At 69.1% G+C, this 24,660-nt stretch carries 22 protein-coding genes; 11 read left to right on the top strand and 11 right to left on the bottom strand.

Going from position 1 to position 24,660, the window contains the following annotated elements; all coding sequences use genetic code 11:
- Positions 1-53 precede the first annotated feature (53 nt).
- The gene (locus AC3WS6_RS13565; RefSeq protein ID WP_492501566.1) at positions 54-1,820 is read left to right on the top strand and encodes an acetyl/propionyl/methylcrotonyl-CoA carboxylase subunit alpha; all 1,767 of its coding nucleotides are present in this window, start codon (positions 54-56) and stop codon (positions 1,818-1,820) included.
- Between the two features lie 53 nt (positions 1,821-1,873).
- Here AC3WS6_RS13565 and AC3WS6_RS13570 read toward each other — a convergent pair whose 3' ends face one another.
- Together AC3WS6_RS13570 and AC3WS6_RS13575 are read right to left on the bottom strand one after the other, a co-directional pair.
- Entirely contained in the window at positions 1,874-2,755 is an 882-nt protein-coding gene (locus AC3WS6_RS13570; protein WP_492501567.1) for a hypothetical protein, read from the bottom strand.
- A 33-nt stretch (positions 2,756-2,788) separates the two neighbouring features.
- A complete protein-coding gene (locus tag AC3WS6_RS13575) occupies positions 2,789-4,243 on the bottom strand; it encodes an NAD(P)H-quinone dehydrogenase (protein WP_492501568.1) in 1,455 nt (484 codons plus the stop codon).
- 48 nt (positions 4,244-4,291) lie between these two features.
- On the opposite strand from AC3WS6_RS13575, the gene AC3WS6_RS13580 reads away from it, so the two are divergent.
- The 3 genes from AC3WS6_RS13580 to AC3WS6_RS13590 are packed head-to-tail and all read left to right on the top strand — an operon-like array spanning position 4,292 to position 7,059.
- The gene (locus AC3WS6_RS13580; RefSeq protein WP_492501569.1) at positions 4,292-5,125 is read left to right on the top strand and encodes a purine-nucleoside phosphorylase; all 834 of its coding nucleotides are present in this window, start codon (positions 4,292-4,294) and stop codon (positions 5,123-5,125) included.
- On the top strand, positions 5,122-6,792 hold the full coding sequence (locus tag AC3WS6_RS13585; RefSeq protein WP_492501570.1) for a phospho-sugar mutase: 1,671 nt from the start codon (positions 5,122-5,124) through the stop codon (positions 6,790-6,792). Before AC3WS6_RS13580 ends, AC3WS6_RS13585 begins: the two co-directional genes overlap by 4 nt.
- Before the next feature lie 3 nt (positions 6,793-6,795).
- Positions 6,796-7,059: an HPr family phosphocarrier protein gene (locus tag AC3WS6_RS13590; RefSeq protein WP_492501571.1), complete on the top strand. Its 264-nt coding sequence runs from the start codon at positions 6,796-6,798 to the stop codon at positions 7,057-7,059.
- Positions 7,060-7,094: 35 nt separating this feature from the next.
- On the opposite strand, the gene AC3WS6_RS13595 is transcribed toward AC3WS6_RS13590, so the two are convergent.
- On the bottom strand, positions 7,095-9,017 hold the full coding sequence (locus tag AC3WS6_RS13595; protein ID WP_492501572.1) for a BglG family transcription antiterminator: 1,923 nt from the start codon (positions 9,015-9,017) through the stop codon (positions 7,095-7,097).
- 164 nt (positions 9,018-9,181) lie between these two features.
- On the opposite strand from AC3WS6_RS13595, the gene AC3WS6_RS13600 reads away from it, so the two are divergent.
- The 7 genes from AC3WS6_RS13600 to AC3WS6_RS13630 all read left to right on the top strand — a co-directional run bounded on the left by AC3WS6_RS13600 (position 9,182) and on the right by AC3WS6_RS13630 (position 15,668).
- On the top strand, positions 9,182-9,499 hold the full coding sequence (locus tag AC3WS6_RS13600) for a PTS sugar transporter subunit IIB (protein WP_492501573.1): 318 nt from the start codon (positions 9,182-9,184) through the stop codon (positions 9,497-9,499).
- On the top strand, positions 9,496-9,774 hold the full coding sequence (locus tag AC3WS6_RS13605; RefSeq protein WP_492501574.1) for an HPr family phosphocarrier protein: 279 nt from the start codon (positions 9,496-9,498) through the stop codon (positions 9,772-9,774). Before AC3WS6_RS13600 ends, AC3WS6_RS13605 begins: the two co-directional genes overlap by 4 nt.
- Positions 9,771-11,456 (top strand): phosphoenolpyruvate--protein phosphotransferase, encoded by a 1,686-nt coding sequence (ptsP, locus tag AC3WS6_RS13610; protein ID WP_492501575.1) that lies wholly within the window; start codon positions 9,771-9,773, stop codon positions 11,454-11,456. The genes AC3WS6_RS13605 and ptsP overlap by 4 nt, the downstream gene beginning before the upstream one ends.
- Positions 11,453-13,087, top strand: a complete 1,635-nt coding sequence (locus AC3WS6_RS13615; RefSeq protein WP_492501576.1) for a PTS mannitol transporter subunit IIBC — start codon at positions 11,453-11,455, stop codon at positions 13,085-13,087. The genes ptsP and AC3WS6_RS13615 overlap by 4 nt, the downstream gene beginning before the upstream one ends.
- Positions 13,088-13,165: 78 nt before the next feature.
- Positions 13,166-13,597 carry a PTS mannitol transporter subunit IIA gene (locus AC3WS6_RS13620; RefSeq protein ID WP_492501577.1) on the top strand — a complete coding sequence of 144 codons (432 nt, stop codon included), beginning with the start codon at positions 13,166-13,168 and terminating at the stop codon, positions 13,595-13,597.
- 17 nt (positions 13,598-13,614) lie between these two features.
- On the top strand, positions 13,615-14,772 hold the full coding sequence (locus AC3WS6_RS13625; RefSeq protein ID WP_492501578.1) for a mannitol-1-phosphate 5-dehydrogenase: 1,158 nt from the start codon (positions 13,615-13,617) through the stop codon (positions 14,770-14,772).
- Positions 14,773-14,918: 146 nt separating this feature from the next.
- Entirely contained in the window at positions 14,919-15,668 is a 750-nt protein-coding gene (locus AC3WS6_RS13630) for an alpha/beta hydrolase (RefSeq protein WP_492501579.1), read from the top strand.
- A gap of 7 nt (positions 15,669-15,675) precedes the next feature.
- On the opposite strand, the gene AC3WS6_RS13635 is transcribed toward AC3WS6_RS13630, so the two are convergent.
- The 8 genes from AC3WS6_RS13635 to AC3WS6_RS13670 are packed head-to-tail and all read right to left on the bottom strand — an operon-like array spanning position 15,676 to position 24,643.
- Positions 15,676-16,533, bottom strand: a complete 858-nt coding sequence (locus AC3WS6_RS13635) for a carbohydrate kinase family protein (RefSeq protein WP_492501580.1) — start codon at positions 16,531-16,533, stop codon at positions 15,676-15,678.
- Between the two features lie 27 nt (positions 16,534-16,560).
- The gene (locus tag AC3WS6_RS13640) at positions 16,561-17,664 is read right to left on the bottom strand and encodes a polysaccharide deacetylase family protein (protein ID WP_492501581.1); all 1,104 of its coding nucleotides are present in this window, start codon (positions 17,662-17,664) and stop codon (positions 16,561-16,563) included.
- 2 nt (positions 17,665-17,666) lie between these two features.
- The gene (locus AC3WS6_RS13645) at positions 17,667-18,782 is read right to left on the bottom strand and encodes an adenosine deaminase (protein WP_492501582.1); all 1,116 of its coding nucleotides are present in this window, start codon (positions 18,780-18,782) and stop codon (positions 17,667-17,669) included.
- A gap of 52 nt (positions 18,783-18,834) precedes the next feature.
- Positions 18,835-20,127, bottom strand: coding sequence for a thymidine phosphorylase (locus AC3WS6_RS13650; RefSeq protein ID WP_492501583.1), 1,293 nt, complete (start codon positions 20,125-20,127; stop codon positions 18,835-18,837).
- Entirely contained in the window at positions 20,124-20,522 is a 399-nt protein-coding gene (locus AC3WS6_RS13655) for a cytidine deaminase (RefSeq protein ID WP_492501584.1), read from the bottom strand. Before AC3WS6_RS13655 ends, AC3WS6_RS13650 begins: the two co-directional genes overlap by 4 nt.
- A 7-nt stretch (positions 20,523-20,529) precedes the next feature.
- Entirely contained in the window at positions 20,530-21,813 is a 1,284-nt protein-coding gene (locus tag AC3WS6_RS13660; protein WP_492502313.1) for an ABC transporter permease, read from the bottom strand.
- Complete coding sequence (locus AC3WS6_RS13665; protein WP_492501585.1) at positions 21,813-23,132, bottom strand: ABC transporter permease; 1,320 nt, start codon at positions 23,130-23,132, stop codon at positions 21,813-21,815. Before AC3WS6_RS13665 ends, AC3WS6_RS13660 begins: the two co-directional genes overlap by 1 nt.
- Positions 23,129-24,643 carry an ABC transporter ATP-binding protein gene (locus tag AC3WS6_RS13670; RefSeq protein WP_492501586.1) on the bottom strand — a complete coding sequence of 505 codons (1,515 nt, stop codon included), beginning with the start codon at positions 24,641-24,643 and terminating at the stop codon, positions 23,129-23,131. The genes AC3WS6_RS13665 and AC3WS6_RS13670 overlap by 4 nt, the downstream gene beginning before the upstream one ends.
- Positions 24,644-24,660 lie beyond the last annotated feature (17 nt).

Below are 24,660 nucleotides of genomic sequence, written 5' to 3' on the forward strand. Positions count from 1 at the left end.
TCTTGTGGAGAGTCGTCAAATGGATCGACGGCCTTCTCGCTAGGCTGGCAACCATGCCTGATATCGCCAAGGTGCTCATCGCCAACCGCGGCGAGATCGCCGTCCGCATCATCCGTGCCGCTCGCGACTCGGGGATCGCCTCGGTCGCCGTGTATGCCGACCAGGATCGCGACGCCCTGCACACGCGCCTCGCCGACGAGGCCTTCTCTCTCGACGGAGCGACCAGCGCCGAGACCTACCTGCAGATCGAGAAGATCCTCTCGATCGCCCGTCGTGCCGGCGCAGATGCCGTGCATCCGGGCTACGGCTTCCTCGCCGAGAACGCGGAGTTCGCCCGGGCCGTGATCGGTGCGGGAATGACCTGGATCGGCCCGTCTCCCGATGCCATCGAGGCGCTCGGCGACAAGGTCACGGCGCGTCACGTCGCCGAGAAGGTGGGCGCGCCTCTCGCTCCCGGCACGCCGGGTCCGGTCGCCGGAGCCGACGAGGTCATCGCGTTCGCGAAGGAGTTCGGTCTGCCGATCGCGATCAAGGCGGCGTACGGCGGCGGCGGCCGTGGCCTCAAGGTCGCCCGTGAGCTCGACGAGGTCGCGGAGCTGTTCGAGTCCGCCACCCGCGAGGCTGTGACCGCGTTCGGTCGCGGCGAGTGCTTCGTCGAGAAGTACCTCGACAAGCCCCGACACGTCGAGACCCAGTGCCTGGCGGATGCCGAGGGCAACGTCGTCGTCATCTCGACGCGTGACTGCTCGCTGCAGCGTCGCCACCAGAAGCTCGTCGAGGAGGCGCCTGCGCCGTTCCTCACGGACGAGCAGAACGACCTGCTCTACTCGGCGTCGAAGGCCATCCTCAAAGAGGTCGGCTACGTGGGCGCCGGCACCTGCGAGTTCCTCATCGGCGCCGACGGCACCGTGTCGTTCCTCGAGGTCAACACCCGCCTGCAGGTCGAGCACCCGGTGTCCGAAGAGGTCACCGGCATCGACCTGGTGCGCGAGCAGTTCCGCATCGCGGCCGGCGGCACCATCGACTACGACGACCCGAAGCCGACCGGACACTCGATCGAGTTCCGCATCAACGGCGAGGACCCGGGACGCGGCTTCCTGCCCCAGCCCGGACCGATCCACGTCTTCAAGACCTTCGGCGGCCCCGGCATCCGTCTCGACTCGGGCGTCACCGCCGGCGATTCGGTCTCCGGCGCGTTCGACTCCCTGCTCGCGAAGATCGTCGTCACGGGCAAGGACCGCGCCGAGGCTCTCGAGCGCTCGCGCCGCGCCCTCGAAGAGTTTGAGGTCGCGGGTCTGCCGACCGTGCTGCCGTTCCACCGCAAGGTCGTGAACGACCCGGCATTCACCGCCGAGAACGGTGAGTTCGGCGTCTTCACACGCTGGATCGAGACCGAGTTCGTGAACGACATCCCGGCGTGGGACGGCGAGCTCGAGTCGCCGAGCGCGGCCGAGAACCGTCACACCGTGGTCGTCGAGGTCGCCGGAAAGCGCCTCGAGGTCAGCCTGCCCGATCGTGTCGCCGTCGCCTCCGGCACTGTCGGCCGACCGGCGGCCGTGCCGCCGTCGCGCCGCAGCCACGCCACGTCGGTCAGTGCCGCGACGTCGGGTGACGCGGTGAAGTCCCCCATGCAGGCCACCGTCGTGAAGGTGGCTGTCGAAGAGGGCCAGCAGGTCGTCAAGGGCGACCTCGTCGTGGTCCTCGAGGCCATGAAGATGGAGCAGCCGCTGCAGGCGCACAAGGACGGCACGATCGGCAACATCGGCGCCGTCGCCGGAGCCACCGTCTCGGCCGGTCACCAGCTGCTGACCATCAGCTGACCCGCACCTCTTGACGAAGGCCCCCACCTGCCGGTGGGGGCCTTCGTCGTGCGTCAGACGGCGGATGCGGCCGCGCACCACTCGTCGAACAGTCGCTGGCCTGCCGACGTGCCGAGCACGGCCCGCGCCGACGGCGATCGATGCAGCCCCTGCAGCGCCGACCACACGACCTGCGGGTGGGTCGTCAGCATCGCCGGTGCGACGGTGACCGTGGCGGACACCCGCTGTGGGCCGGTCGCGATCACCCGGTCGGGATGCACCCGGAGCCGGATCAGCGGAAGCTCGGGCATCCCTCGACGGGGTTCGGTCACGTCGGCATCCACGCGGCGGATCGCGTGCCACGGCACGTACAGTGTCTCGGTGGCGCGCATCAGCAGCACCCCCTCGCGCCCGATGCCCACCCCGACCGGCGCGTGGCGCGGCGACGATGAGCGCCGACGGGTGATGGTCGCACGTACGGCCGCGAAGGCGAACAGCACGGTGGCTGCGGCGAGCACCGCCACGCCCAGGAACGCCTCCGGTCGCCCGGTCGCACCGATCACGGTCGCGACGGCCGTCGCTGCAGCCAGCACGAGCGTCCAGACGATGCACAGCAGCAGCATCACCACGTCGGCGCGCCGCTCAGACACGAAGTGCAGACGCACATCGGGCGTCGATCCCTGCCCACGGGTCAGTGCAGCCGCCTCGACCATCGTCACGCTCCCCCGAACGAACGGTCTGCGAGCAGCCGCCGCGAGGGCGGTGAAGCCGAACAGAGCGAGCACCGCGCCCGACCACAACGGCCCGGCGGCGCCTCGGGAGAATCCGATCATGACGGCCGCGAGAACGCACAGGGCGATGCCGACCCACAGCATCCCGATGTTGCCGCCACGGCGTCGCTCACCCCAGTTCGCAGGCCATTCCTGCAGACCGGGTGCTGCGCTCTGCTCGGTCACCGCGCCCTCCCCCGGACGATGGGCAGCAGAACGCTACGAGATCTTGGCGTTGACGAGGTGCATCGCGCGACTCGCGTCCGTGATGCTGCTCGACAGCGACGGATAGGCCGCGAACACGCGCGACACCTGATCGACCGTGAGTCGACGCTCCACCGCGACGGCGATCGGGTAGATCAGCTCAGAGGCCTTCGGGCCGACGATCACCCCGCCGATCACCGTTCCCGAGCCCTTGCGCGCGATCAGCTTCACGAACCCGTCCTTGATGCCCATCATCTTCGCGCGGGGGTTCGCTGCGAGGGGGAGCTTGTAGACGAGGCCGTCGGCCACACCGTCCTCGACATCCTTCTCGGAGTAGCCCACGGTCGCGATCTCGGGCGCCGTGAAGATGTTGGAGGTGATCTTGATCAGCTCGAGCGGGATGACGATGTCGCCCAACGCGTGGAACACCGCCGTGCGCCCCTGCATGGATGCGACGGAGGCCAGCGGGAAGAAGTTCGTGCAGTCGCCCACCGCATAGACGTTCGGCACCGAGGTGCGAGCCACGCGGTTCACCCGCACGTGCCCGGACTCGTCGAGCTCGACGCCCGCATCTTCGAGGCCGATGCCTGCGGTGTTCGGGATGGATCCGACGGCCATGAGGCAGTGGCTGCCGTCGACCGTGCGCCCGTCCGACAGCGTCGCGGTCACACCGTTCTTGGTGACCTCGACCTTTTCGGCCCGGGCCTTGGAGAGCACCGTCATGCCGCCGCGCGTGAAGACCTTCTCGAGCACGCGGGCAGCATCCTGGTCCTCGCCCGGCAGCACTTGATCGCGGCTGGAGACCAGCGTCACCTTCGCACCGAGGTTCATGTAGGCCGACGCGAACTCGGCGCCCGTCACTCCCGAGCCGACGACGATGAGGTGCTCGGGCAGCGCCTTCATGTCGTACAGCTGCGTCCACGTGAGGATGCGCTTGCCGTCGGGCTTCGCCGAGTCGAGCTCGCGCGGTGACGCCCCGACGGCGACGATGATCGTGTCGGCCTCGATGCGATCGAAGTCCGTGCCGCCCTGCCCGGTCGAGACGACGATCGCGTTGGGTCCCTCGAGGCGTCCATGACCGGAGAGGATGCGCACGCCCGCTTCGAGCAGCGCCGAGCGCATGTCCTCGGACTGCTGACCGGCGAGAGCGATGAGTCTCTTGTTGACGGCGGCGAGGTTGATCGCGATCTCAGGCTTGAGCGGCTTGCCGTGCTCGCCCTTCGCGAAGAACTGCACTCCCAGGTCGGATGCCTCCGAGATCGCGATCGCGGCATCCGCCGTCGCGATCAGGCTCTTGGAAGGAACAACATCGGTGAGAACGGCGGCGCCACCCACACCCACGCGCTCGACCAGGGTCACCTCGGCTCCGAGCTGAGCGGCGGCGAGTGCCGCCTCGTAGCCGCCGGGACCGCCGCCGAGCACGGCGACGCGCTGAGTGCGCTCAAAAGGGGTGGAAGACATAGTTTCCATTCTCTCGCAATCCTGGCTCCTGAGCCTGCACCTTCCTAGAGTGGATCCATGTCCGAAACACAGACCAACCCCCTCGACGATCCCACCGCGAACCCGTTCGAGGTCGCCTCCGCAGCCGCCGCAGACATCGCGCGACTCACCGGGGTCGAGAAGCACGACATCGCACTCACTCTCGGCAGCGGCTGGGGCAAGGCCGCCGACATCATCGGCGAGACCACCGCGACCATCCCCGCCACCGAGGTCACCGGCTTCTCGAAGCCCGCTCTCGAAGGCCACGTCGGGACCCTCCGCAGCATCCGCACCCCCGACGGCAAGAACGTGCTCGTGATCGGTGCTCGCACGCACTATTACGAGGGCCACGGCGTGCGTCGCGTCGTGCACTCTGTCCGCACCGCCGCGGCCACGGGAGCAGGGATCATGGTGCTCACGAACGGCGCCGGCGGAGTCCGCGAGACGTGGACCCCGGGTCAGCCGGTGCTGATCAGCGACCACATCAACCTCACCGCCGACTCGCCCCTCGAGGGCGCCACCTTCATCGACCTCACCGACCTGTATTCCGCACGCCTGCGCGACATCGCCCGGAGTGTCGACCCCACGCTCGACGAGGGCGTCTACACGCAGTTCCGGGGACCGCACTACGAGACGCCGGCCGAGGTCCAGATGGCGAAGCACATCGGCGGTCATATCGTCGGCATGTCGACCGCCCTGGAGGCGATCGCGGCCCGCGAGGCCGGCATGGAGATCCTGGGCTTCTCGCTCATCACGAACCTCGCTGCGGGCATCCAGAAGACCCCGCTCAGCCATGCGGAGGTCATCGAGGCCGGCCGCGAGGCGGAGCCTGTGATCTCGGCGCTGCTGGCCCGAGTGGTCGAGGCGCTGTGAGCGAGGAACGCCTCGCGCAGGCACGTGCCTGGATGAGGCAGGATCCCGACCACGAGACCCGCGACGAGCTCGCGGGCGTCATCACCCGCGCCTCCGCCGGCGACGAGGCCGCGGTGGCGGACCTCGACGACCGATTCGGCACCAGGCTGGCGTTCGGCACCGCTGGTCTGCGCGGCGCGCTCGGCGCCGGAAGCAACCGCATGAACCGGGTGCTCGTCGCTCAGGCGGCCGCCGGTTTCGCGGCGTACCTGCGCGAAGGTGCATCGGGGGCGACCCCCACCGTGGTGATCGGCTACGACGGTCGTCGCAATTCGCGGATCTTCGCCATCGACTCGGCGGAACTGTTCGCCGGCGCCGGGCTCCGCGCGATCCTGCTGCCACGTCTGCTGCCCACCCCCGTGCTCGCCTTCGCGGTGCGGCATCTCGGTGCCGACGCGGGCGTCATGGTCACCGCATCGCACAACCCGCCGAACGACAACGGCTACAAGGTCTATCTCGGCGGCGGCGACCAGGGCGCGCAGATCGTGGCTCCGGCGGATGCCGAGATCGCGGCGCACATCGAGCGCGTGGCCGACGCGGCCGACATCTCGGCGCTCCCCCGCTCCACCGCCTACGAGACCGCGGGCGAAGACGTCGTGGACGCGTACATCGCGGCGACCGCCGCGGTCGCGCCGGCCCCGCGATCGGCCTCGGGCCTGCGCTGGGTCTACACCGCGATGCACGGCGTCGGGTGGGAGACGCTGTCGAAGATCGTGGCCGCCGCCGGCTATCCCCAGCCCATGGTCGTCGGCGAGCAGCTGACGCCCGACGCCACGTTCCGCACCGTGTCGTTCCCGAACCCGGAGGAGCCGGGGGCGATGGATCTCGCGTTCGCGCGTGGTCGCCGCGTACAGGCGGACTTCATCCTCGCCAACGACCCCGACGCCGACCGTCTCGCCGTCGCCGTGCCCGACGCCACGTCGGCGAGCGGATGGCGACGGCTCACCGGGAACGAGGTCGGACTGCTGCTGGGCGCCCGCGCCGCGCGAGCCGCGGAGACCGGCGGCGGCGCGTCGCTGGCCTGCTCGCTGGTGTCGTCGCCCGGTCTCGGTGCGATCGCCGCTCATCACGGACTCGACTTCCACGAGACGCTGACCGGCTTCAAGTGGATCTCTCGAGCCCCCGGCATCGTCTACGGGTTCGAAGAGGCGCTCGGCTACCTGGTGAACCCCGAGACCGTGCGCGACAAGGACGGGATCTCGGCCGCCGTCGCGGTGCTGGGACTCGCCGCAGAAGCCCACGACCGCGGATCGTCTCTCGCGGAGGCGATCGCGGACCTCGGTGAGACGTACGGTCACTTCGCGAGCGGTCAGGTGTCGATCCGCGTCGACGACCTCTCGGTGATCGGGCGTGTGATGCTGTCGCTGCGCACCCTGCCGCCCACCCGTTTCGACGCACACTCGGTGGCATCGGCCGAAGACCTTCTGCAGGCCGGCGAGGGGATGCCCTCCGGCGATGTGCTGCGCTATCGCCTGGCCGACGGCTCGCGCATCGTCGTGAGGCCCAGCGGCACCGAGCCGAAGCTGAAGGTCTACATCGACGCGAAGGCGGATTCGGCCGGCCGAGCCGCCGAGATCGTGAGCGAGCTCGAGACCGCGGTCCGCACGCTGCTGGAAGAGCGCTCGTAGCGCATGCCGAGACGACAGGTGGTCATCACGGCCCACAACGGGGTGCACGCACGCCCCGTCGCGGAGCTCGTGCGGGTGGTGCAGGCGCACCCGCACGCGGTGACCCTCGAGACGTCGACGGGGGCGGTGGTGGACCTGAGCAGCGTTCTCGCGCTCATGGACCTCGGGCTCGCCCCCGGCGACGTCGTCGTGCTCGAGACGCCCGATGCGACAGATGCCGAGAGAGTGCTCGAGACGCTCGCGTCGGTGCTCGACCCGCTGCACTGACGGCTACCCGTGCGGCAGCGGGCGCGGGCGCGACCTCAGCCGTCGATGACCGCCACGAGTTCGTCGAGGAACGCCTCGAAAGTCGTGCCGCGTCGCACGATCCGCAGCACGCTCTCTCGCTCGCTGAACACCTCGACGAGCTGCTCGAAGACGGTCTGGAAGGCCGCCCGGTCGCTCTCGCTGAAGGCGGCGAGCGCCACCACCTGCACACGTCCTTCACCCCAGGCCGCCGACCCGTCGGCGACGCCGATCGCGATCGCCGTGCGGGCGGCGGTCATCTGCAACGCGTGGGGCACGGCGAGAGCATCCGTGAACGCCGTCGACGACATGCGCTCGCGCACGATCGTGTTCTCGACGTAGTCGTCGCCGATGAGCCCCGCGTCGACGAGCAGTCCGCCGAGCCGACGGATGATGGCTTCCTCGCCGTCGTCGGTCAGAGGGTGGATGAACGCGTCCGGCACGAAGTACCGCGCGAGTTCGGCCCGCAGCCGGGTCAACCTGCGTCCGCGGCGGACACGTGCGGCCGCCTGCTGGATGCGATCGACGTCGGCCTCGGTGAGGAAAGGCTGGATGCGCACGAACCGATCCCCCGCGGCCCCGGGCTCGATCGTGGTGAGCACGAGATCGGTGTCGAAGGCGCCCCAGTCGGGATCGACCTCTGTGACGACGCTGGTCACCTCGATCGCCGTGCCGAGCGAGCGGTCGACGCTCGATCGCAGCAGCTCGTGCAGCTCGTAATAGCCCGGGCAGACGATCGTCGCGGTCAGGATCGATTCGGCCTTGCGGCTGCGCTCCAGCCGCCCGCCCACGTGCATGGCGATATAGGCGATCTCGTCGTCGTGGATCGGCGTTCCAAGCCGATCGTGCAGTCCGCTCGCGATCGACACCGCGACCTCGAAGATCATCGGATACGACGATTTGAGCGACCGCGTCAGCGGATTGCGGGTGAGCGCGCTCTCTTCGGCACGTCGGAGCAGGTTCTGCACGTGCAGGGCGAGGCGCAGCACGAAGGTCTCGTCGACCAGATCGACCTCGAAGTCGTGCGCGGCGCGGGCGAGCTCGGCACGCACGGCCGCTTCCACCTCCGGCGCCACGCCGCTGCGCGCGACCTCGCGGGTGGCGTCCTGCCCCGGGGCGACGATGCGTGTCAGCACGAGCGAGGCGAGGTGGCCGCTGTCGCCGTCGCCCAGCGTGACGGCGAAGTGCTCGTGTGCGAGCCGGGCGATCACCGAGCCCACCTGCGGGATCTCCTCCCGTGCGCTGGGCGGTGCCGAGTCGAGTGCGTGGCCGGCGGCGACGCGCTCGGCCGCGATCGCGATGTGCAGCAGCACGTCGGAGATCGCGAGCTCGTTCACGTAGTAGCCCAGAACTCCGAGTTCGCGCACGAGGTCGGACTTGAAGGGGGCGACGGAGTCGGCGCCGACCGCGGTGGCGGCGAGCGCGCGACGGAAGGTCTCGGGGCGGAACGAGGCGGCATCCATCTCGTCGTGCGCCAGACGCGAGAGCAGCCGCCGCTGCGCGGTCTCGGTGCCCCGCAGTCGCACGATCTCGCGCTCGCGCTCGAGGGCGAGCTCGGTGCCGTCGAGCAGGCTCCGCACGCGTGAGAGGTCGGACTCGACGGTCGCCTCGCTGACATGCAGGCGATCGGCCATCTCGAAGACGTCGATCCCGTCGGGCACGTCGAGCAGCGTGCGCACGAGTGAGTGCAGTCGGTCTCGCGGCGTCGACTCCCCCGCCTGGCGCGACCGCAGCGCGTCACGAGCTCCCGCCCCGACGCGGTACCCGGCGGGGCCCGACTCGACGGCGTCCGACCCGCCGGTGCGGGCATTGAGCGCGGCGACGTACGAGCGGATGCTGCGCGGAGTCACGCCCACCTGGTCGGCGAGGCTCGCGGCGGTCGCCCAGGTGCCCTGTCGCAGCAGGATCGCGAGGAGCTGGTCCTGACGCTGACGCGACATGATCCTCCCCTGCTTCGTGCCGACCGCACTGTCGTGGCGTGACTTCCATGATGTCAGCTACCGGACCCCTTCGCCCCGAAACCGATGTTCCGGAGGGGCGGAAACGATCGTGTTGGCGCGCATCCGCGCCAGTTCCCAGACTGTTCTCAGGAAAGGTGGCATCAATGAGGATCCTCGTGGTGTGCGGCGCGGGCGCGTCGAGCACGTTCGTCGCGCAACGACTTCGCCGAGCGGCCGCAGAGTCCGGTCTCGACTGGGATGCGTCTGCCGGCATGGAGCATTCGGTCTCCACAGCCGATCACGACCTCATCCTCGTCGGCCCTCATCTGGCCGATCGCCTCGATGCCATCCGCGATGCCGTGCGGGTCCCGGTGGCGCTCCTCCCCGAGGACGTGTTCGCAGACCGTGACGGCTCACGCACCCTGTCCCTCGCGCGGTCGATCCTCATCGACGTCACGACCACCCCGGAAGGAACATCATGACCGTCTCCCGCACCGTCCGTATCGGCTCCTCGCACGGCCTCCACGCCCGACCCGCCAAGCTGTTCGCGCAGGCCGCGAAGGATTCCGGCATCCCCGTGACGATCGCCAAGGACTCCGGCAAGGCGGTCAACGCCGCCAGCATCCTGGGCGTGATCGCCCTCGCCATCGAGTACGGCGACTACGTGACCCTGACTGCCGACGGCGACGGAGCCGAGGGCGTGCTCGACACGCTCACCGAGCTGCTCACCACCGACCACGACCAGGAGACCGCATGAGCGACCTGCGTGGTGTCGGCATCGGCCTGGGCGTTGCGCAGGGGGTCGTCGTCCGGATGGCCGAAGCGCTGCCCGCACCCGAGAACACGCCGAGCACTCTCGGAGCGGATGCCGAGCGCACCCGCGTCCGTGAGGCTGTCGCGGTCGTGGCCCAGGAGCTGACCGCGCGCGGCGAGGCGGCCGGTGGTTCGGCGCAGGAGGTTCTCGAAGCGCAGGCGATGATCGCCGAAGACCCCACTCTGCAGGACGAGGTCGATGCGCGCATCGATGACGGTGCGACCGCCGAATGGGCCGTGCACGACGCGTTCGCCGGCTTCCGCGCCACCCTCGAGGCCGTGGGCGGATACCTCGGCGAGCGCGCCGCCGACCTCGACGACATCGCCCAGCGTGTGCTCGCTCGACTGCGGGGCGTCGACGCCCCCGGCGTGCCCGACCCCGGGCACCCTTTCGTCCTCGTCGCACGCGATCTCGCTCCCGCCGACACCGCGCTGCTGAATCTCGATCAGGTACTCGCCCTCGTCACGTTCGACGGCGGTCCTACCTCGCACACCGCCATCCTCGCCCGCGAGAAGGGCATCGTGGCGATCGTCGGCGCATCCGCAGCATCCGAGCTCACCACCGGCCGTGCGGTGATCGTCGACGCGGCGGCAGGCATCGTGACCCTGGATCCGACGGACGACGAGAAGCAGCGCGCCGAGCAGCGAGCGGCCGCCCGTCGATCCGCCGATTCCGCACCGCTCACTCCCGGCGCCCTCGCCGACGGCACGCTGATCCCGCTGCTGGCGAATCTGGGGAAGCCCGCAGACGCATCCGATGCCGTCGAACGCGGGGCCGAGGGCGTCGGGCTGTTCCGTACCGAGTTCCTGTTCCTCTCCTCGTCGCAGGCACCGACGGTCGAGCAGCAGCGCGAGGCGTACCGCGAGCTCCTCGCGGCCTTCCCGGGCAAGAAGGTCGTCGTGCGCATGCTGGATGCCGGGGCGGACAAGCCTCTGGCATTCCTCAACGACGCCCACGAGGAGAACCCGGCGATGGGCCTCCGGGGCCTGCGCGCCCTCCGCGCGAGCGAAGACATCCTGCGCGAGCAGCTGACCGCACTCGCCGAGGCGGACGCCGCCACAGACGCCGACCTCTGGGTCATGGCACCCATGATCGCGACGGTCGAGGAGACCCAGTACTTCACCTCGCTCGCCCGCGAGTACGGCCTGAAGACCGCAGGAGTGATGGTCGAGGTGCCCGCGGCAGCTCTGCTGGCCGACCGGGTGCTCGCGCATGCCGACTTCGCCTCGATCGGAACCAACGACCTCACCCAGTACACGATGGCCGCGGACCGCATGCTCGGGTCCGTCGCCGGATTCCAAGACCCCTGGCACCCGGCCGTTCTGCGTCTCGTGCGCGAGGTCGGTGCGGCAGGTGCACGCCTCGGCAAGCCCGTCGGGATCTGCGGTGAGGCTGCCGCCGACCCGATGCTCGCGGTGGTGCTCGTCGGCCTCGGGGCGACGAGCCTCTCGATGGCGCCGTCGGCTCTTGCCGACGTACGCCACACCCTGTCGCAGCACACTCTCGACGAAGCCCGCAACTTCGCCGAACTCGCACTCGCGGCCGATGACGCCGCCGGTGCTCGCCTCGCCGTGGCGGACGCCACGGCAACCCTTCCCCCTCACCAGAAAGAGACGACATCATGACGACGACGTCACCCGCCGCCACGAAGGCAGGCGGCCTCCGAACGGGCGTGCAGCGCTTCGGCACGTTCCTCTCGGGCATGATCATGCCCAACATCGCCGCGTTCATCGCGTGGGGATTCATCACCATGCTGTTCATCCCGAAGGGCTTCTTCGGGTCGGAGAGCCCGTTCGGCTGGCACTGGGCCGGCGTCGCCGAGACGGTCGGCGGCGGCGGCGACTCCGCGGTCGTGGGCTGGCAGGGCGCCATGACGGCGATCGCCGAAGGTGCTGACGGCAACATCCTCGCCTACGTGGGCCTGGTCGGACCGATGGTCACCTACCTGCTGCCCCTCCTGATCGCGAACACCGCGGGCCGCATGGTCTACGGCGAGCGCGGCGGTGTCGTCGCGACGATCGCGACGATGGGTGTCATCGTCGGCACGAACATCCCGATGTTCCTCGGCGCGATGATCATGGGTCCGCTCGCGGCCTACATCACCAAGCAGATGGACAGGATCTGGGACGGCAAGATCCGCCCCGGCTTCGAGATGCTCGTGAACAACTTCTCGGCCGGCATCCTGGGCATGCTCCTCGCGATCTTCGGCTTCTTCGCCTTCGGCCCCGTGATGCTCGGCATCAGCGCCGTCCTCGGCGGGGCGGTCGACTGGCTGGTCGCGTTGAACCTGCTCCCCCTCGTGTCGATCATCGTCGAGCCCGCGAAGGTGCTGTTCCTGAACAACGCGATCAACCACGGCGTCTTCACCCCGCTCGGCATCGAGCAGGCAGCAGAGACCGGCAAGTCGATCCTCTTCCTGATCGAGGCGAACCCCGGTCCGGGCCTCGGCCTGCTGCTCGCCTTCTCGTTCTTCGGCGTAGGCGCCGCCAAGGCATCTGCCCCGGGAGCGGCGATCATCCAGTTCTTCGGCGGCATCCACGAGATCTACTTCCCGTATGCGCTCAGCAAGCCGACCACCATCCTCGCCCTGATCGCGGGTGGAGCGGCCGGCGTCACCACCAACATGGTGCTCGGCGGCGGCCTGGTGTTCCCGGCAGCGCCCGGCAGCATCATCGCCGTGACCGCGGCCGCTGTCGGACCCGGCGTCGGGAACCTGCTCGTCGTGTACCTGTCGGTCGTCATCGCGGCCGTCGTCACCTTCCTCGTCGCCGGCGTCATCCTGCGCGCTTCGCGCAAGCGTGACCTCGAGGCCGAGGGAGACAGCTTCGGCGATGCGATCGCACAGACCGAGGCGAACAAGGGCAAGTCGTCCGCCGCGATGGATGCACTGCGTGCGTCCTCGGGTGCGGGAGCCGCCGGCACCGCCGCCGCCACAGGTGCGGGCGTCGCCACCGACCGCCGCATCGAGAACATCGTGTTCGCCTGCGACGCCGGAATGGGCTCGTCGGCCATGGGCGCGAGCGTGCTGCGCAACAAGTTCAAGAAGGCAGGGGTCGAGGGCATCACCGTCACGAACCAGGCCATCGCGAACCTCGACGGCACCGCCGACCTGGTGATCACGCAGCAGCAGCTGACGGATCGTGCGAAGGCCCAGTCGCCGAACTCCGTGCACGTGTCGGTCGACAACTTCATGCATTCCCCGAAGTATGAAGAGGTCGTCGAGATGGTGCGCGAGCAGCGCGGCACCGACGCGTGACACCCGCCTGATAGACCGGGAGGGGCGGGTGCCTCGGCATCCGCCCCTCCTCCACATTCTCAGAAAGAAGGAATCACCATGAGCGTTCTCACCCTCGACCAGGTGCGCATCCACGACGGCTCCAGCACGCAGGATGCGGCCCTGCAGGAGGCCACCGACATCCTCGTCGCGGCCGGGGCCGTCACTCCCGCCTACGTCGACGCGATGCGTCAGCGCGAGCAGACCGTGTCGACCTACATGGGCAACGGACTGGCGATTCCGCACGGCACGAACGACGCGAAGGATGCGATCCTCGGGTCGGCACTGTCCGTGGTCCGGTACGACGGCGGGGTCGACTGGGACGGCGAGCCCGCGACCTTCGTGGTCGGCATCGCCGGTCGCGGCGACGAGCACCTCGAGATCCTGTCGCAGATCGCGATCCTGTTCTCCGACGAGGACGACGTCGCGAAGCTCAATGCGGCTGCGACCCCCGATGAGCTGTACGCCCTGCTCTCGGCGGTCAACGACTGATGGCCGGTGAACGACCGATGAAGGCGGTCCACTTCGGAGCAGGCAACATCGGTCGCGGCTTCGTCGGGCTGCTCCTCCATCAGGGCGGCTACGAGGTCGTGTTCTCCGACGTCGCCGATGCTCTGGTCGACGCGATCAACGCGGTCGACTCGTACACCGTGCATGAGGCGGGCCCCGGCGGCACCGACCACGTCGTGTCTGGGTTCCGCGCGGTCAACAGCAAGAACGATCCGGATGCCGTGGCCGACGAGGTCGCCACGGCCGATGTGGTCACCACCGCGGTCGGACCCACCGTGCTGCGCTTCGTGGCGCCGACCATCGTCGCCGGCCTCGCCCGCCGCTCCGCCGGCGCCGCTCCCCTGCAGGTCATGGCCTGCGAGAACGCGATCGGAGCCACCGACACCCTGCGCGCGGAGGTCGAGAAGGCCGCGGGGGTGGATGCCGAGGAGCTGCTGTCGCGCGCGGTCTTCGCGAACACCGCTGTCGACCGCATCGTGCCGGGTCAGCCCGCCGAGGGAGGGGTCGACGTCACCGTCGAGCCGTACTTCGAATGGGCGATCGAGTCGGGGGCCTTCGGCGGTGCGCTGCCGAACATCCCCGGTGCTCATTTCGTCGACGATCTCGCGCCGTACATCGAGCGCAAGCTCTTCACCGTGAACACGGGCCACGCCGCCACGGCGTACTTCGGTGCGCGAGCCGGCATCGAGCGCATCTCCGACGCTCTCGCCGATCCCGACATCGCGGCCCGGGTCTCGGCCGCTCTCGAAGAGACCTCTGCGGTCCTCGTCGCCGAGCACGGACTCGATCCTGCCGACCTCGCCGCGTATCGGGCGACGATCCTCGAGCGGTTCCGCAATCCGGCGCTCGTCGACACGGTGCAGCGGGTGGGCCGTCAGCCGTTGCGCAAGATCTCACGACACGAACGGTTCATCGGGCCGGCGGCGATGGCGGCCGAACGGGGCCTCCCGACGACCGCACTCGTCGGCGCGGTCGCCGCGGCCCTCGAGTTCGAAGAGCCCGACGACGAGCAGGCGGTCGAGCTGCAGCAGCTGCTGCGCACCGAGGAGGCTTTTGCGTTCACTTCGCGCACGACGGGGCTCGACCCCGAGCATCCGCTGTTCCCGGCAGTCCGCGACGCGGTCGTCTCGCGTCAGACGGCCCTCGGGGTCTCCTGACCGGAGCCCGAACTCCCCGCTCCCGCCCCCTGTCGATGTGATCGGCAGGGGGCGTCTTCATCGCGGCGCCGCGAGTCCCGGATGACGCCGAGGAGCGCCGCTCGCACCTGAGAACCCCTCACACCCTCACGACGTACTCTGGATCCGTGCAGAAGAAGCGTGGCCGTCGGGTCCTGAAGTTCGTCGGATGGGGTCTCGTCGCGATCCTCGTGCTCGGCATCGGCGGCATTCTCGCCTGGAGCCAGATCGGCGTCATGCAGGCCGAGCCCGGCCCTCTCGCCGATGTCAAGGCGAACACCGCCATCCACGTCGAAGACGCCGAACAGGGCATCATCCTGACGCCCGCCGACGGCGACTCCGATCAGGGTCTGGTCTTCGTGCCCGGCGCCAAGGTCGATCCGTGGGCCTACGCGCCGATCCTGCAGAGCCTCGCCGAAGAGGGCGTGACCGTCGTGATCACCCGGCCGTGGCTGAACCTCGCGTTCTTCGACCTTCGCGGGCTCGACGCTTTCACGTCGGCGGCCCCCGACATCGACGACTGGGGAGTCGGCGGGCACTCACTCGGCGGCGTGCGCGCATGCCAGCTGGCCGCGGATGCGGAGGCCCTGGTGCTGTTCGGGTCGTACTGCTCGAACGACGTGTCGGAGTCCGACCTCTCGGTGCTCAGCATCTCCGGCAGCGAAGACGGCCTCTCCACACCCGCCAAGATCGATGCCGCGCGCGACATGCTGCCGACGGATGCCGAGATGATCGAGATCGAGGGAGCCTCCCACGCCTCGTTCGGCGACTACGGCCCGCAGGCGGGCGACGGCACCCCCACGATCTCCGACGACGAGATGCGTGCCGAGGTCGCCGAGCTGCTCGCGTCCTTCTTCGCGGAGCTCCCGCGCGGCTGATCCGCCGTCAGCCGAGCACGGCGTCGAGCGCGGGATGCAGGTGCCTCGTGCCGAGCGCCACGGATGCTGTGCGTGCCCCGGCCCGCAGCGCCGCGTCGAGGTGGGCCCCGCCGAGTCGCGCGTCGAGGACCCCGGCGAAGAACGCGTCGCCCGCACCGTTGGTGTCGATCACGTCGACGGCCACCGCGGCCACCCGAGTCTCCCGATGATCGCTGTCGACCGCGACCGCCCCCGCAGCGCCCAGCGTGCACACCGCGAGCGACGCCCCCGCTGCGATGCGCGAGTGCAGGAACGCGACGGGATCGGGCAGCCGGTCGGCGTTGCAGAACACCGCCTCCGCCGCGTCGAGGAAGGGACGGTGGAACTCGGCCTCGCCGTCGTAGTCGTGCACGTCGACCCAGATCGGTCGTCCCGTCGACCGCGCCTGCGGAAGCAGGCGCAGCGGTTCCGCAGCGAGGTCGAGCACGAGTGCATCGGCGCCGGTCATCGCCACGAGCAGATCGGCATCATCCCGCCCGTCGGTGGCCTGCGGCGACGACAGATACAGCGAGACGCGGCCGCCCTCCCGCGTCATCAGGTTGAGATGACGCTCGGTGGCGTCGCCCGCGCCCCAGACCGCATCGACCCCCGCCGCGGCGAGGGCGTCGCGCACCCGGCCCCCTGGCTCATCGCCGGCGCGCAGAGCGTACAGACGCGTCGACCGCCCGAGGCCTGTGAGGCTGAGCGCCTTGCCCGCGCTCGTGCCGCCGACGGTCTCCCAGCTGTCCTCGGCGAACTGCATGTGCGGCACCGGCTCGGGCAGCCGATCGAGCACGACGAGTGAGTTCCACGATGCCGGACCGGCGACGAAGACGGATGCAGTCATGGTCACCATCCTGCCGCGTGACCGTGCTCAGCCGATGCGCTTGATCAGCGCGTCGAGCCCCATTCCGTAGTCGATCCGCACGACGGGGAGCGCGAGCTTGTCGGTGCCGATCGAGACCGTGCCGGGCTCGATCGTCCGCGCCATCTCGAAACCTGCCTGGGCGACGCCCTGCTTCGCGGTGTCGTTGTAGTGGCCGTAGGGATACGCGATCACCTCGCGGACTCCGAGGATCTCGGCGGAGGTGTTCAGATCGGCCGCGATCTCATCGGCCGACCAGTTCACCATCCGCCCCTTGCCGTTCTCCCCCGCCTGGTGCATGTCGTGGGTGTGCGAGCGCCTCAGCACGTACTCCGAGGGCGCCGGGTCCTGACGTGCCGAGGTGATCATGAACGACGTCGACAGCAGGCCGAGGCGGTCGATCACGGGCACCGCCAGGTCGAACCAGGTCTGATCCGCGTCGTCGTCGGTGATGATCACCGAGTGCGCGGGCAGGAAGAGTCGGCCGTCGATGAAGGCGCTGAGCTCGTCCCACGTGGGCAGATAGAAGCCCGTCGTCGAGATGTGCTCCATCTGCGCCTCGAAGTCACCGATATAGGCGTAGTTGCCGCGCAGCCAGCCGGTCTCCCCCTCGGGGTTCGACGTGAACTGGTGATACATGAGGATCGGGATCTCGGCGTTCTCCGCGACGTTCTCATCCGGAGTCTTCCACGCTGCGAAGAGCTGGATCTGCTGGTCGACGCAGACGACCGGGTCAGCGCCGTTGATGCGGTTCGCGACCGTGTATGCCGCAGCATCGGCCTCTGACGAGTACCAGCCCGCGAACACGCGGCCGGGCTGGTCGAGAAGAGGCAGCCCGGTGTAGAGCGCATCCTGGCGCTGCAGCATCGGGTCGACAGGAGCGCCCTCGCCGACGAACGTCACAGCGCACGCGAGCGGATCATCGGCATCCGCGATCAGCTGCTGCACGGGCGTGAGCGGTCGTTCGACGACCCCCGCCCGTTGCTTCGACAGCGGCGTCTCCGTCGGACGGTTCATGGCCACTGCAGCGACCGCTGCTCCTCCCGCGAGCACGACGGCCGCGATGATCCCGATCGCGAGGCCGGCACGGCGTCGCTTCCCCCCGGATGCCATGGTCAGATGTCGAAGCCCTCGGCGATCATCTCGACGAGTTCTTCCCGCTCCTCGACGGGGAGGAAGGCGGCAGCGGCAGCGTTGAACTGGAAGGTCTCGAGATCGTCGAGGTCGTACTCGAACGCCTGGACGAGCAGCGACAGCTCGCGGGTCAGCGAGGTGGCGCTCATGGTGCGGTTGTCGACGTTGACCGTCACGGCGAAGCCGAGCTGGTAGAGCAGATCGAAGGGGTGATCGGCGAGCGTGTTGCCCCACGCGGCGATCGCTCCGGTCTGCAGATTCGACGACGGCGAGAGCTCGAGAGGGATCTCGCGGTCGCGCACCCAGCGGGCGAGATCTCCGAACTGCACCTGCACCTCATCGCCCTCCTGGGTGATGACCTGAAGGTCCTCGGCGATGCGCACACCGTGGCCGAGCCGCAGCGCGCGTCCGTCGAGCAGCGCGGAACGGATCGACGACGGGCCGGCCGCCTCGCCCGCGTGCACGGTCACGGGGAAGAAATTCTCCGCGAGGTAGTCGAACGCGTCGCGGTGCTCCGATGCGGGGAACCCGTCTTCGGGACCGGCGATGTCGAATCCGACGGCACCGCGCCCACGGAACGAGACAGCGAGTTCGGCGATCTCCCGCGAACGATCGGTGTGGCGCATGGCGGTGATCAGCTGCCCGACGCGGATGCTGTGACCGGCGCGGTCGGCCGCATCCTCGCCCTCTTCGATGCCCTGCTGCACGGCCTCGACGGTCTGCTCGAGCGAGAGACCTCCGGCGACGTGCTGCTCGGGGGCCCAGCGCACCTCGCCGTAGATCACGCCGTCCTTCGCGAGATCCTGCACGAACTCGCGGGCGATGCGCGTGAGTCCCGCCTCGGTCTGCATGACGGCCGTCGTGAGCTCGAAGGTCTTGAGGTACTCCACGAGCGAGCCCGAGTCGCTCTTGGTCGCGAACCACTTTCCGAGAGCACCCGGCTTGGATGCGGGCAGCTCCAGGCCGATCGCGTCGGCGAGCTCGATGATCGTCGAGGGGCGCACCGCGCCGTCAAGGTGGTCGTGCAGAGACACCTTGGGCAGGCTGCGCAGGGACACGCCCTGGATGGTGACGTCGCCGTTCGCGTCGATCGACATGAGGGTTCCTCTCGGTCGCGGATTCGCTCAGTTCAGGCTAGCGGTCAGCGAGTCAGGCGGTGATGCGCTCCCGCACGATCGGGCCGGCAGCCGCAGCGTCGTCGCCGATCGCCCACGACCCCTCGAGAGCCTCGAGAGCCCGGGGAAAGCGCGCCTCATCGGCAGCGGAGAGCGTGAACAGCGGCTGGCCGGCCACGACGCGATCGCCGGGCTTCGCATGCAGATCGATGCCCGCCTCGAAGATCACGGGGTCCTCCGCCCGCGCGCGTCCTGCGCCGAGACGCCAGGCCGCGATGCCGAACGGCAGGGCATCCATCTGCGACACGACGCCGTCGCTCGGCGCCGTGACGACGTGAGTCTCCCGCGCCGTCGGCAGGGGTGCGTCCGGGTCGCCGTCCTGCGCGCGGATCATGGCCTTCCACCCGTCCATCGCGCGGCCGTCGTCGAGAGCGGCCTCGACGTCGGCATCCGGCTGCCCGGCGAGGGCGAGCATCTCGCGCGCCAGGGCGATCGTGAGCTCCCGCACATCGGCAGGGCCGCCGCCGGCGAGCACCTCGACCGATTCGCGCACCTCGTTGGCGTTGCCGATCGCGCGGCCGAGAGGCACGTTCATGTCGGTGAGCAGCGCGGTGGTCGCGACGCCCGAATCGGTGCCGAGGGCGACCATCGTGCGCGCGAGCTCGCGGGCTCGATCGATGTCCTGCATGAAGGCACCCGAGCCGAACTTCACATCGAGCACCAGCGCGTCGGTGCCCTCGGCGATCTTCTTCGACATGATGCTCGAGGCGATCAGCGGGATCGCCTCGACGGTTCCGGTGACGTCGCGCAGCGCGTAGAGCTTCTTGTCGGCCGGCGCGAGACCCGAGCCCGCCGCGCAGATCACGGCGCCCACATCACCCTGCATCTGGGCGAACATCTCTTCGTTGCTGAGGGCGGCGCGCCAGCCAGGGATCGACTCGAGCTTGTCGAGCGTGCCCCCGGTGTGGCCGAGACCGCGACCGGACAGCTGCGGCACCGCCACGCCGAACACGGCGACCAGGGGTGCGAGCGGCAGGGTGATCTTGTCGCCGACCCCACCTGTCGAGTGCTTGTCGACGGTCTTCTTGCCGAGGGTCGCGAAGCTCATCCGCTCCCCCGACGCGATCATCGCGTCGGTGAGCACGCGGATCTCGTCGCGCTCCATGCCCCGCTGGAAGATCGCCATCGCGAACGACGCCATCTGCGCATCAGACACATACCCGCGGGTGTAGGCGTCGACCATCCAGCGCAGTGCCTTCTCGGGCACCGCACCGCCGTCGCGCTTGGCGCGGATCACATCGACGGCGTCGAAGGGCTCAACGCTCATCGGGCGTCCTCCAGATCTCGGGGGCCGAACGCATCCGGCAGTACTTCATCGATGGTCCGGATGCCGGAGACGGTCTCCAGCAGCATCCCGGGCATCGCGTGTTCGTAGAGCAGCTGACGGCAGCGCCCGCACGGCATGATCGTCTGGCCGTCGTTGTTCACGCACACGAAGGCGACGAGCTGCCCGCCGCCCGACATGTGCAGATCGCCGACGAGCGCGCACTCGGCGCACAGCGTCACCCCGTACGAGGCGTTCTCGACGTTGCAGCCCGCCACGATCCGTCCGTCGCCGACGAGTGCCGCCGCCCCCACCCTGTAGCGGGAGTACGGCGCATAGGCCTTGGCCATCGCATCGGTCGCGACCTGACGCAGCTCGTCCCAGTCGATGTCGGTCATGTCTCTCCTATGACTTGATGTACGGCTTGCCGCTCGCCGCGGGGCCCCGGATCTGGCCCGCGAAACCGGCGACCGCGATCAGGGTGACGACGTACGGGAGCATCAGCATGAACTCGCTCGGGACCGGTGTCTTGAGGATCGACAGCAGGTTCTGCAGGTTCGTCGCGAAGCCGAAGAGCAGCGCCGCGAGGGTCGCGCGGATCGGATCCCATCGCCCGAAGATGACCGCCGCGAGAGCGATGAAGCCGAGGCCGGCCGTCATCTCCTTGCCGAACTGCGGCACCGACACGAGCGTGAAGTACGCCCCGCCGATGCCCGCGATCGCGCCGGCCAGCAGCACGTTCCAGAAGCGCGTCGCGTTCACCTTGATGCCCACCGTGTCGGCCGCCTGCGGGTGCTCGCCGACCGCGCGCAGCCGAAGACCCCAGCGCGTGCGGTAGAGCCCCCAGGCGACCAGAGCGACCGTGATGAACATCAGGTACACGATGAAGGTCTGATTGAACAGCACCGGCCCGATGACCGGGATCTCGCTGAGCACCGGGATGCGGATGCGAGCGAAGCGCTCCGGTGTGTTGAGCGCCTGCTCATTGGGGGCGAGCAGCGCACCGTACAGGAAGCCGGTGAGACCGGTGACGAGCACGTTCAGCACGACGCCGACGATGACCTGCTCCACGAGGTATTTGATGGCGAACGCCGCAAGCACGCTCGCGACCAGCACGCCGCCGATCATCGCGCCGACGAGTCCCACGAACGGGTTGCCTGTGATGCTCGACAGCAGCGCGGCCGAGAACGCGCCGAGAAGCAGCTGCCCCTCGATCGCGACGTTCACGACACCCGCACGCTCGCCGATCACACCGCCGAGAGCACCGAACACGAGCGGCACCGAGAGCGAGACGGCACCGAACAGCAGGCTCGTGACCGGCACGAGGCCGCCCGCGCTCGCCCACACGAGGAAGGCGAAGATCGCCAGGATGCCGAAGGCCAGCGCCAGCCAGAGCGACGCAGGGCGATAGGACCATGCACGCAGGAACGCCGCGATCACGATCACCAAGAGCACCCCGATGACGACCCAGATGGTCGATGCCGTGGGCAGGGCGATGTCGGGAAGCTCGAAGGCCTGCGACGAATCGCCGAGTCGGAAGGTGCTCGTGCCGGTGCGCGGCACGAGCAGCACGAGCAGCGCCAGGAGCGCGGTGACAGCGGCGAGGACGATCGGCGCCTTGAGGTGGCGCTCGCGCACCGTCGAGAGCTGCACGGTGCCGTCGGCCGCCTGCGTCTGCACGAGGGACATCATGCGGTCACCGCCTTCTTCGCGGCCTTGGCTCTCGCCTTGGCGGCCTTCTCTGCATCGGATTTGGGCAGGAAGAACACCGCGCGCAGCAGAGGCGGCGCGGCGATGAACAGCACGACGAGCGACTGCACAACGAGCACGATGTCGACCGGGATGTCCTGCGCCTGCATCGAGAACGAGCCTGCCTTCAGCGCGCCGAACAGGATGCCGGCCGCGAAGGTGCCCCAGGCACGGCTGCGCCCGAGCAGCGCGACGGTGATGGCGTCGAAGCCGATGCCGGCATCGATCGTCTCGGTGATGCCGGTCGTGACCGCGCCCTGCACCTGGTTCATGCCAGCGAGGCCCGCGAGGCCACCCGCGAACAGCATCGCGTACACGTACACGCGCTGCACGCTGATGCCCGCGGCGCGCGCCGCGTGCGGGTTCTCGCCGACCGCGCGCATGCGGAGTCCGAGCGAGGACCGCTCGATCAGCCACCAGACGAAGAGCGTCGCGACGATCACGATCACGAAGCCGAGATCGAGAAGCGGGAACTTGGGTCCGAACAGCTCGGGGAACTGCGCGGTCTCGGGCGTGGCCGAGCCGAGAGCCTGGTTCGTGCCCTCCTTCTGCAGCAGACCCGGGGTTCGGATCATCCAGAGCAGCAGATAGTAGGCCACGTAGTTCAGCATGATCGTGAGGATCACCTCATGCGCTCCGGTACGAGCCTTGAGCAACCCGGCGATCGCGCCCCACAGCGCTCCGCCGGCGATACCGGCGATCAGCGTGACGGGGATGTGCAGCCAGATCGGCAGGTCGAGGCCGAAGGTGAGGAGGCCTGCGACACCGACGGCGATGAGCATCTGCCCACGGGCACCGATGTTGAACAGGCCGACGCGGAAGGCCAGCGCGACGCCGAGTCCCGCGGCGATCAGCGGAGCGGCGAAACCGAGGGTGTTCGTCAGCGGACGGATCTGTGCGGCGAAGTCCGCGCCGCGCGCGTTGAAGATCGCTCCGCGGAACAACGCCTCGTAGCCGTTGTAGACCGCGTTCCAGATGGCTGCGAACGTGTCGCTCGGCCGCTGGAAGAAGTAGCCGGACGCCTCGAGCACGTCTTCGTTGGTGAAGGCGATGAGGATTCCGCCGACGACGAGTGCGAGGAAGATCGCGAGGATCGTGGTGACCGCGCTGCCGCGCAGCATCTCCTTGAGGATCGTGTTCCCGCGCGGAGGCGGTGGCACGTCCACGGGATCGCGCAGAGTCGTCGTCGTGTTCAACGACAGCCGGTCGGAGGAGTTCTCCTTCTCCGGCCCGTCTGCCTGTGGCGTCGTCCCGCTCATGCGGCCACCTCTCCCTCGGCGGCGCCCGCCATCATCAATCCCAGTGTCTCGCGCGGGGTGTCGCCGGGAACGATCCCGACGATGGTTCCTCGATACATGACCGCGATGCGATCGGCCAGAGCCGCGACCTCGTCGAGCTCGGTGGAGACGACGATGACCGGGATGCCCGCGTCGCGCGTCTCGATGATCCGCTTGTGGATGAACTCGATCGAGCCGACATCGACGCCGCGCGTCGGCTGCGCCGCGACGAGCAGCCGCAGTTCGCGGCTCATCTCGCGCGCGATCACGACCTTCTGCTGGTTTCCGCCCGAGAGCGTGCCCGCCGGCGTGTGCGAGCCCTGCGTGCGGATGTCGTACTCGGCGATACGCGCCTTCGCGAAGTCCTCGAGTTCGGCGCGCCGGATCGTTCCGACACGGCTGAAGGCAGGGTCGGTCGATCGGTCGAGGATCAGATTCTCCGCCACGGAGAACGCGCCGACCAGGCCGTCCTCGTTGCGGTCCTCGGGGACGAATCCGACCCCCGCATCGAGGATGGTGCGCACACTTTTGCCGACCAGGTCGGTGCCGTCGAGGATGATCGAGCCCTCGACCCGCGACGCGAGTCCGACGATGGCCTCGACAAGTTCCGTCTGCCCGTTGCCCTGCACTCCGGCGATCGCGAGCACCTCACCGGGACGGACCACGAAGTCGACGCCGTCCACCACGATCGCGCCGGCCGCCGTCAGGACGCGGAGTCCTTCGACCTGCAGACCGCCCTCGCCGAGGCGCGGAGCATCCTTGTGCACAGTGAGCTCGACGGCGCGACCGACCATGAGGGAGGCGAGCTCGGCATTGCCGGCGGTGGGCGACGCCTCACCGACGATCTTGCCGAGACGCACGATCGTGATCGTGTCGGCGACCTCGCGGACCTCGCGGAGCTTGTGGGTGATGAAGACGATCGCGGTGCCCTCATCGCGGAGCTGGCGCATGATGCCCATGAGCTCATCGGTCTCCTGCGGGGTGAGCACGGCGGTGGGCTCGTCGAACACGAGCACCTTCGCATCGCGGGAGAGCGCCTTGATGATCTCGACGCGCTGCTGCACGCCGACGGGCAGGTCTCCGACGACCGCATCCGGGTCGATGTCGAAGCCGAAGCGGGCGGCGACCGAGCGCACGTGCTCCCGCGCCTTGGCGATGTCGAGAGTGCCGAGCCCCTTGGTCTGCTCGTGCCCGAGCATGACGTTCTCGGCGACGGTGAACACCGGAACGAGCATGAAGTGCTGGTGCACCATGCCGATTCCGGCCGCCATGGCGTCGCCGGGACCCCGGAACCGCTGGACGACGTCGTCCAGCAGAATGTCGCCTTCATCGGCCTGATAGAGGCCGTACAGCACGTTCATGAGAGTGGACTTGCCTGCGCCGTTCTCGCCGAGCAGCGCGTGGATCTGTCCCGGTTCGACGACGAGGTCGATGTGATCGTTGGCCACGAGGCTGCCGAAGCGCTTGGTGATGCCGCGGAGTTCGAGCTTCATATCTGCACCCTATCCAG

The organism is Microbacterium sp. EB106-03-03-XG65 (assembly GCF_058791955.1).

Coding starts and splice junctions, on each gene's coding strand:
- AC3WS6_RS13565 (WP_492501566.1), top strand. CDS start 54: ATGCCTGATATCGCCAAGGTGCTCATCGCCAACCGCGGCGAGATCGCC.
- AC3WS6_RS13575 (WP_492501568.1), bottom strand. CDS start 4,243: ATGGAAACTATGTCTTCCACCCCTTTTGAGCGCACTCAGCGCGTCGCC.
- AC3WS6_RS13580 (WP_492501569.1), top strand. CDS start 4,292: ATGTCCGAAACACAGACCAACCCCCTCGACGATCCCACCGCGAACCCG.
- AC3WS6_RS13590 (WP_492501571.1), top strand. CDS start 6,796: ATGCCGAGACGACAGGTGGTCATCACGGCCCACAACGGGGTGCACGCA.
- AC3WS6_RS13595 (WP_492501572.1), bottom strand. CDS start 9,017: ATGTCGCGTCAGCGTCAGGACCAGCTCCTCGCGATCCTGCTGCGACAG.
- AC3WS6_RS13600 (WP_492501573.1), top strand. CDS start 9,182: ATGAGGATCCTCGTGGTGTGCGGCGCGGGCGCGTCGAGCACGTTCGTC.
- AC3WS6_RS13605 (WP_492501574.1), top strand. CDS start 9,496: ATGACCGTCTCCCGCACCGTCCGTATCGGCTCCTCGCACGGCCTCCAC.
- ptsP (WP_492501575.1), top strand. CDS start 9,771: ATGAGCGACCTGCGTGGTGTCGGCATCGGCCTGGGCGTTGCGCAGGGG.
- AC3WS6_RS13615 (WP_492501576.1), top strand. CDS start 11,453: ATGACGACGACGTCACCCGCCGCCACGAAGGCAGGCGGCCTCCGAACG.
- AC3WS6_RS13620 (WP_492501577.1), top strand. CDS start 13,166: ATGAGCGTTCTCACCCTCGACCAGGTGCGCATCCACGACGGCTCCAGC.
- AC3WS6_RS13625 (WP_492501578.1), top strand. CDS start 13,615: ATGAAGGCGGTCCACTTCGGAGCAGGCAACATCGGTCGCGGCTTCGTC.
- AC3WS6_RS13635 (WP_492501580.1), bottom strand. CDS start 16,533: ATGACTGCATCCGTCTTCGTCGCCGGTCCGGCATCGTGGAACTCACTC.
- AC3WS6_RS13640 (WP_492501581.1), bottom strand. CDS start 17,664: ATGGCATCCGGGGGGAAGCGACGCCGTGCCGGCCTCGCGATCGGGATC.
- AC3WS6_RS13645 (WP_492501582.1), bottom strand. CDS start 18,782: ATGTCGATCGACGCGAACGGCGACGTCACCATCCAGGGCGTGTCCCTG.
- AC3WS6_RS13650 (WP_492501583.1), bottom strand. CDS start 20,127: ATGAGCGTTGAGCCCTTCGACGCCGTCGATGTGATCCGCGCCAAGCGC.
- AC3WS6_RS13655 (WP_492501584.1), bottom strand. CDS start 20,522: ATGACCGACATCGACTGGGACGAGCTGCGTCAGGTCGCGACCGATGCG.
- AC3WS6_RS13660 (WP_492502313.1), bottom strand. CDS start 21,813: ATGTCCCTCGTGCAGACGCAGGCGGCCGACGGCACCGTGCAGCTCTCG.
- AC3WS6_RS13665 (WP_492501585.1), bottom strand. CDS start 23,132: ATGAGCGGGACGACGCCACAGGCAGACGGGCCGGAGAAGGAGAACTCC.
- AC3WS6_RS13670 (WP_492501586.1), bottom strand. CDS start 24,643: ATGAAGCTCGAACTCCGCGGCATCACCAAGCGCTTCGGCAGCCTCGTG.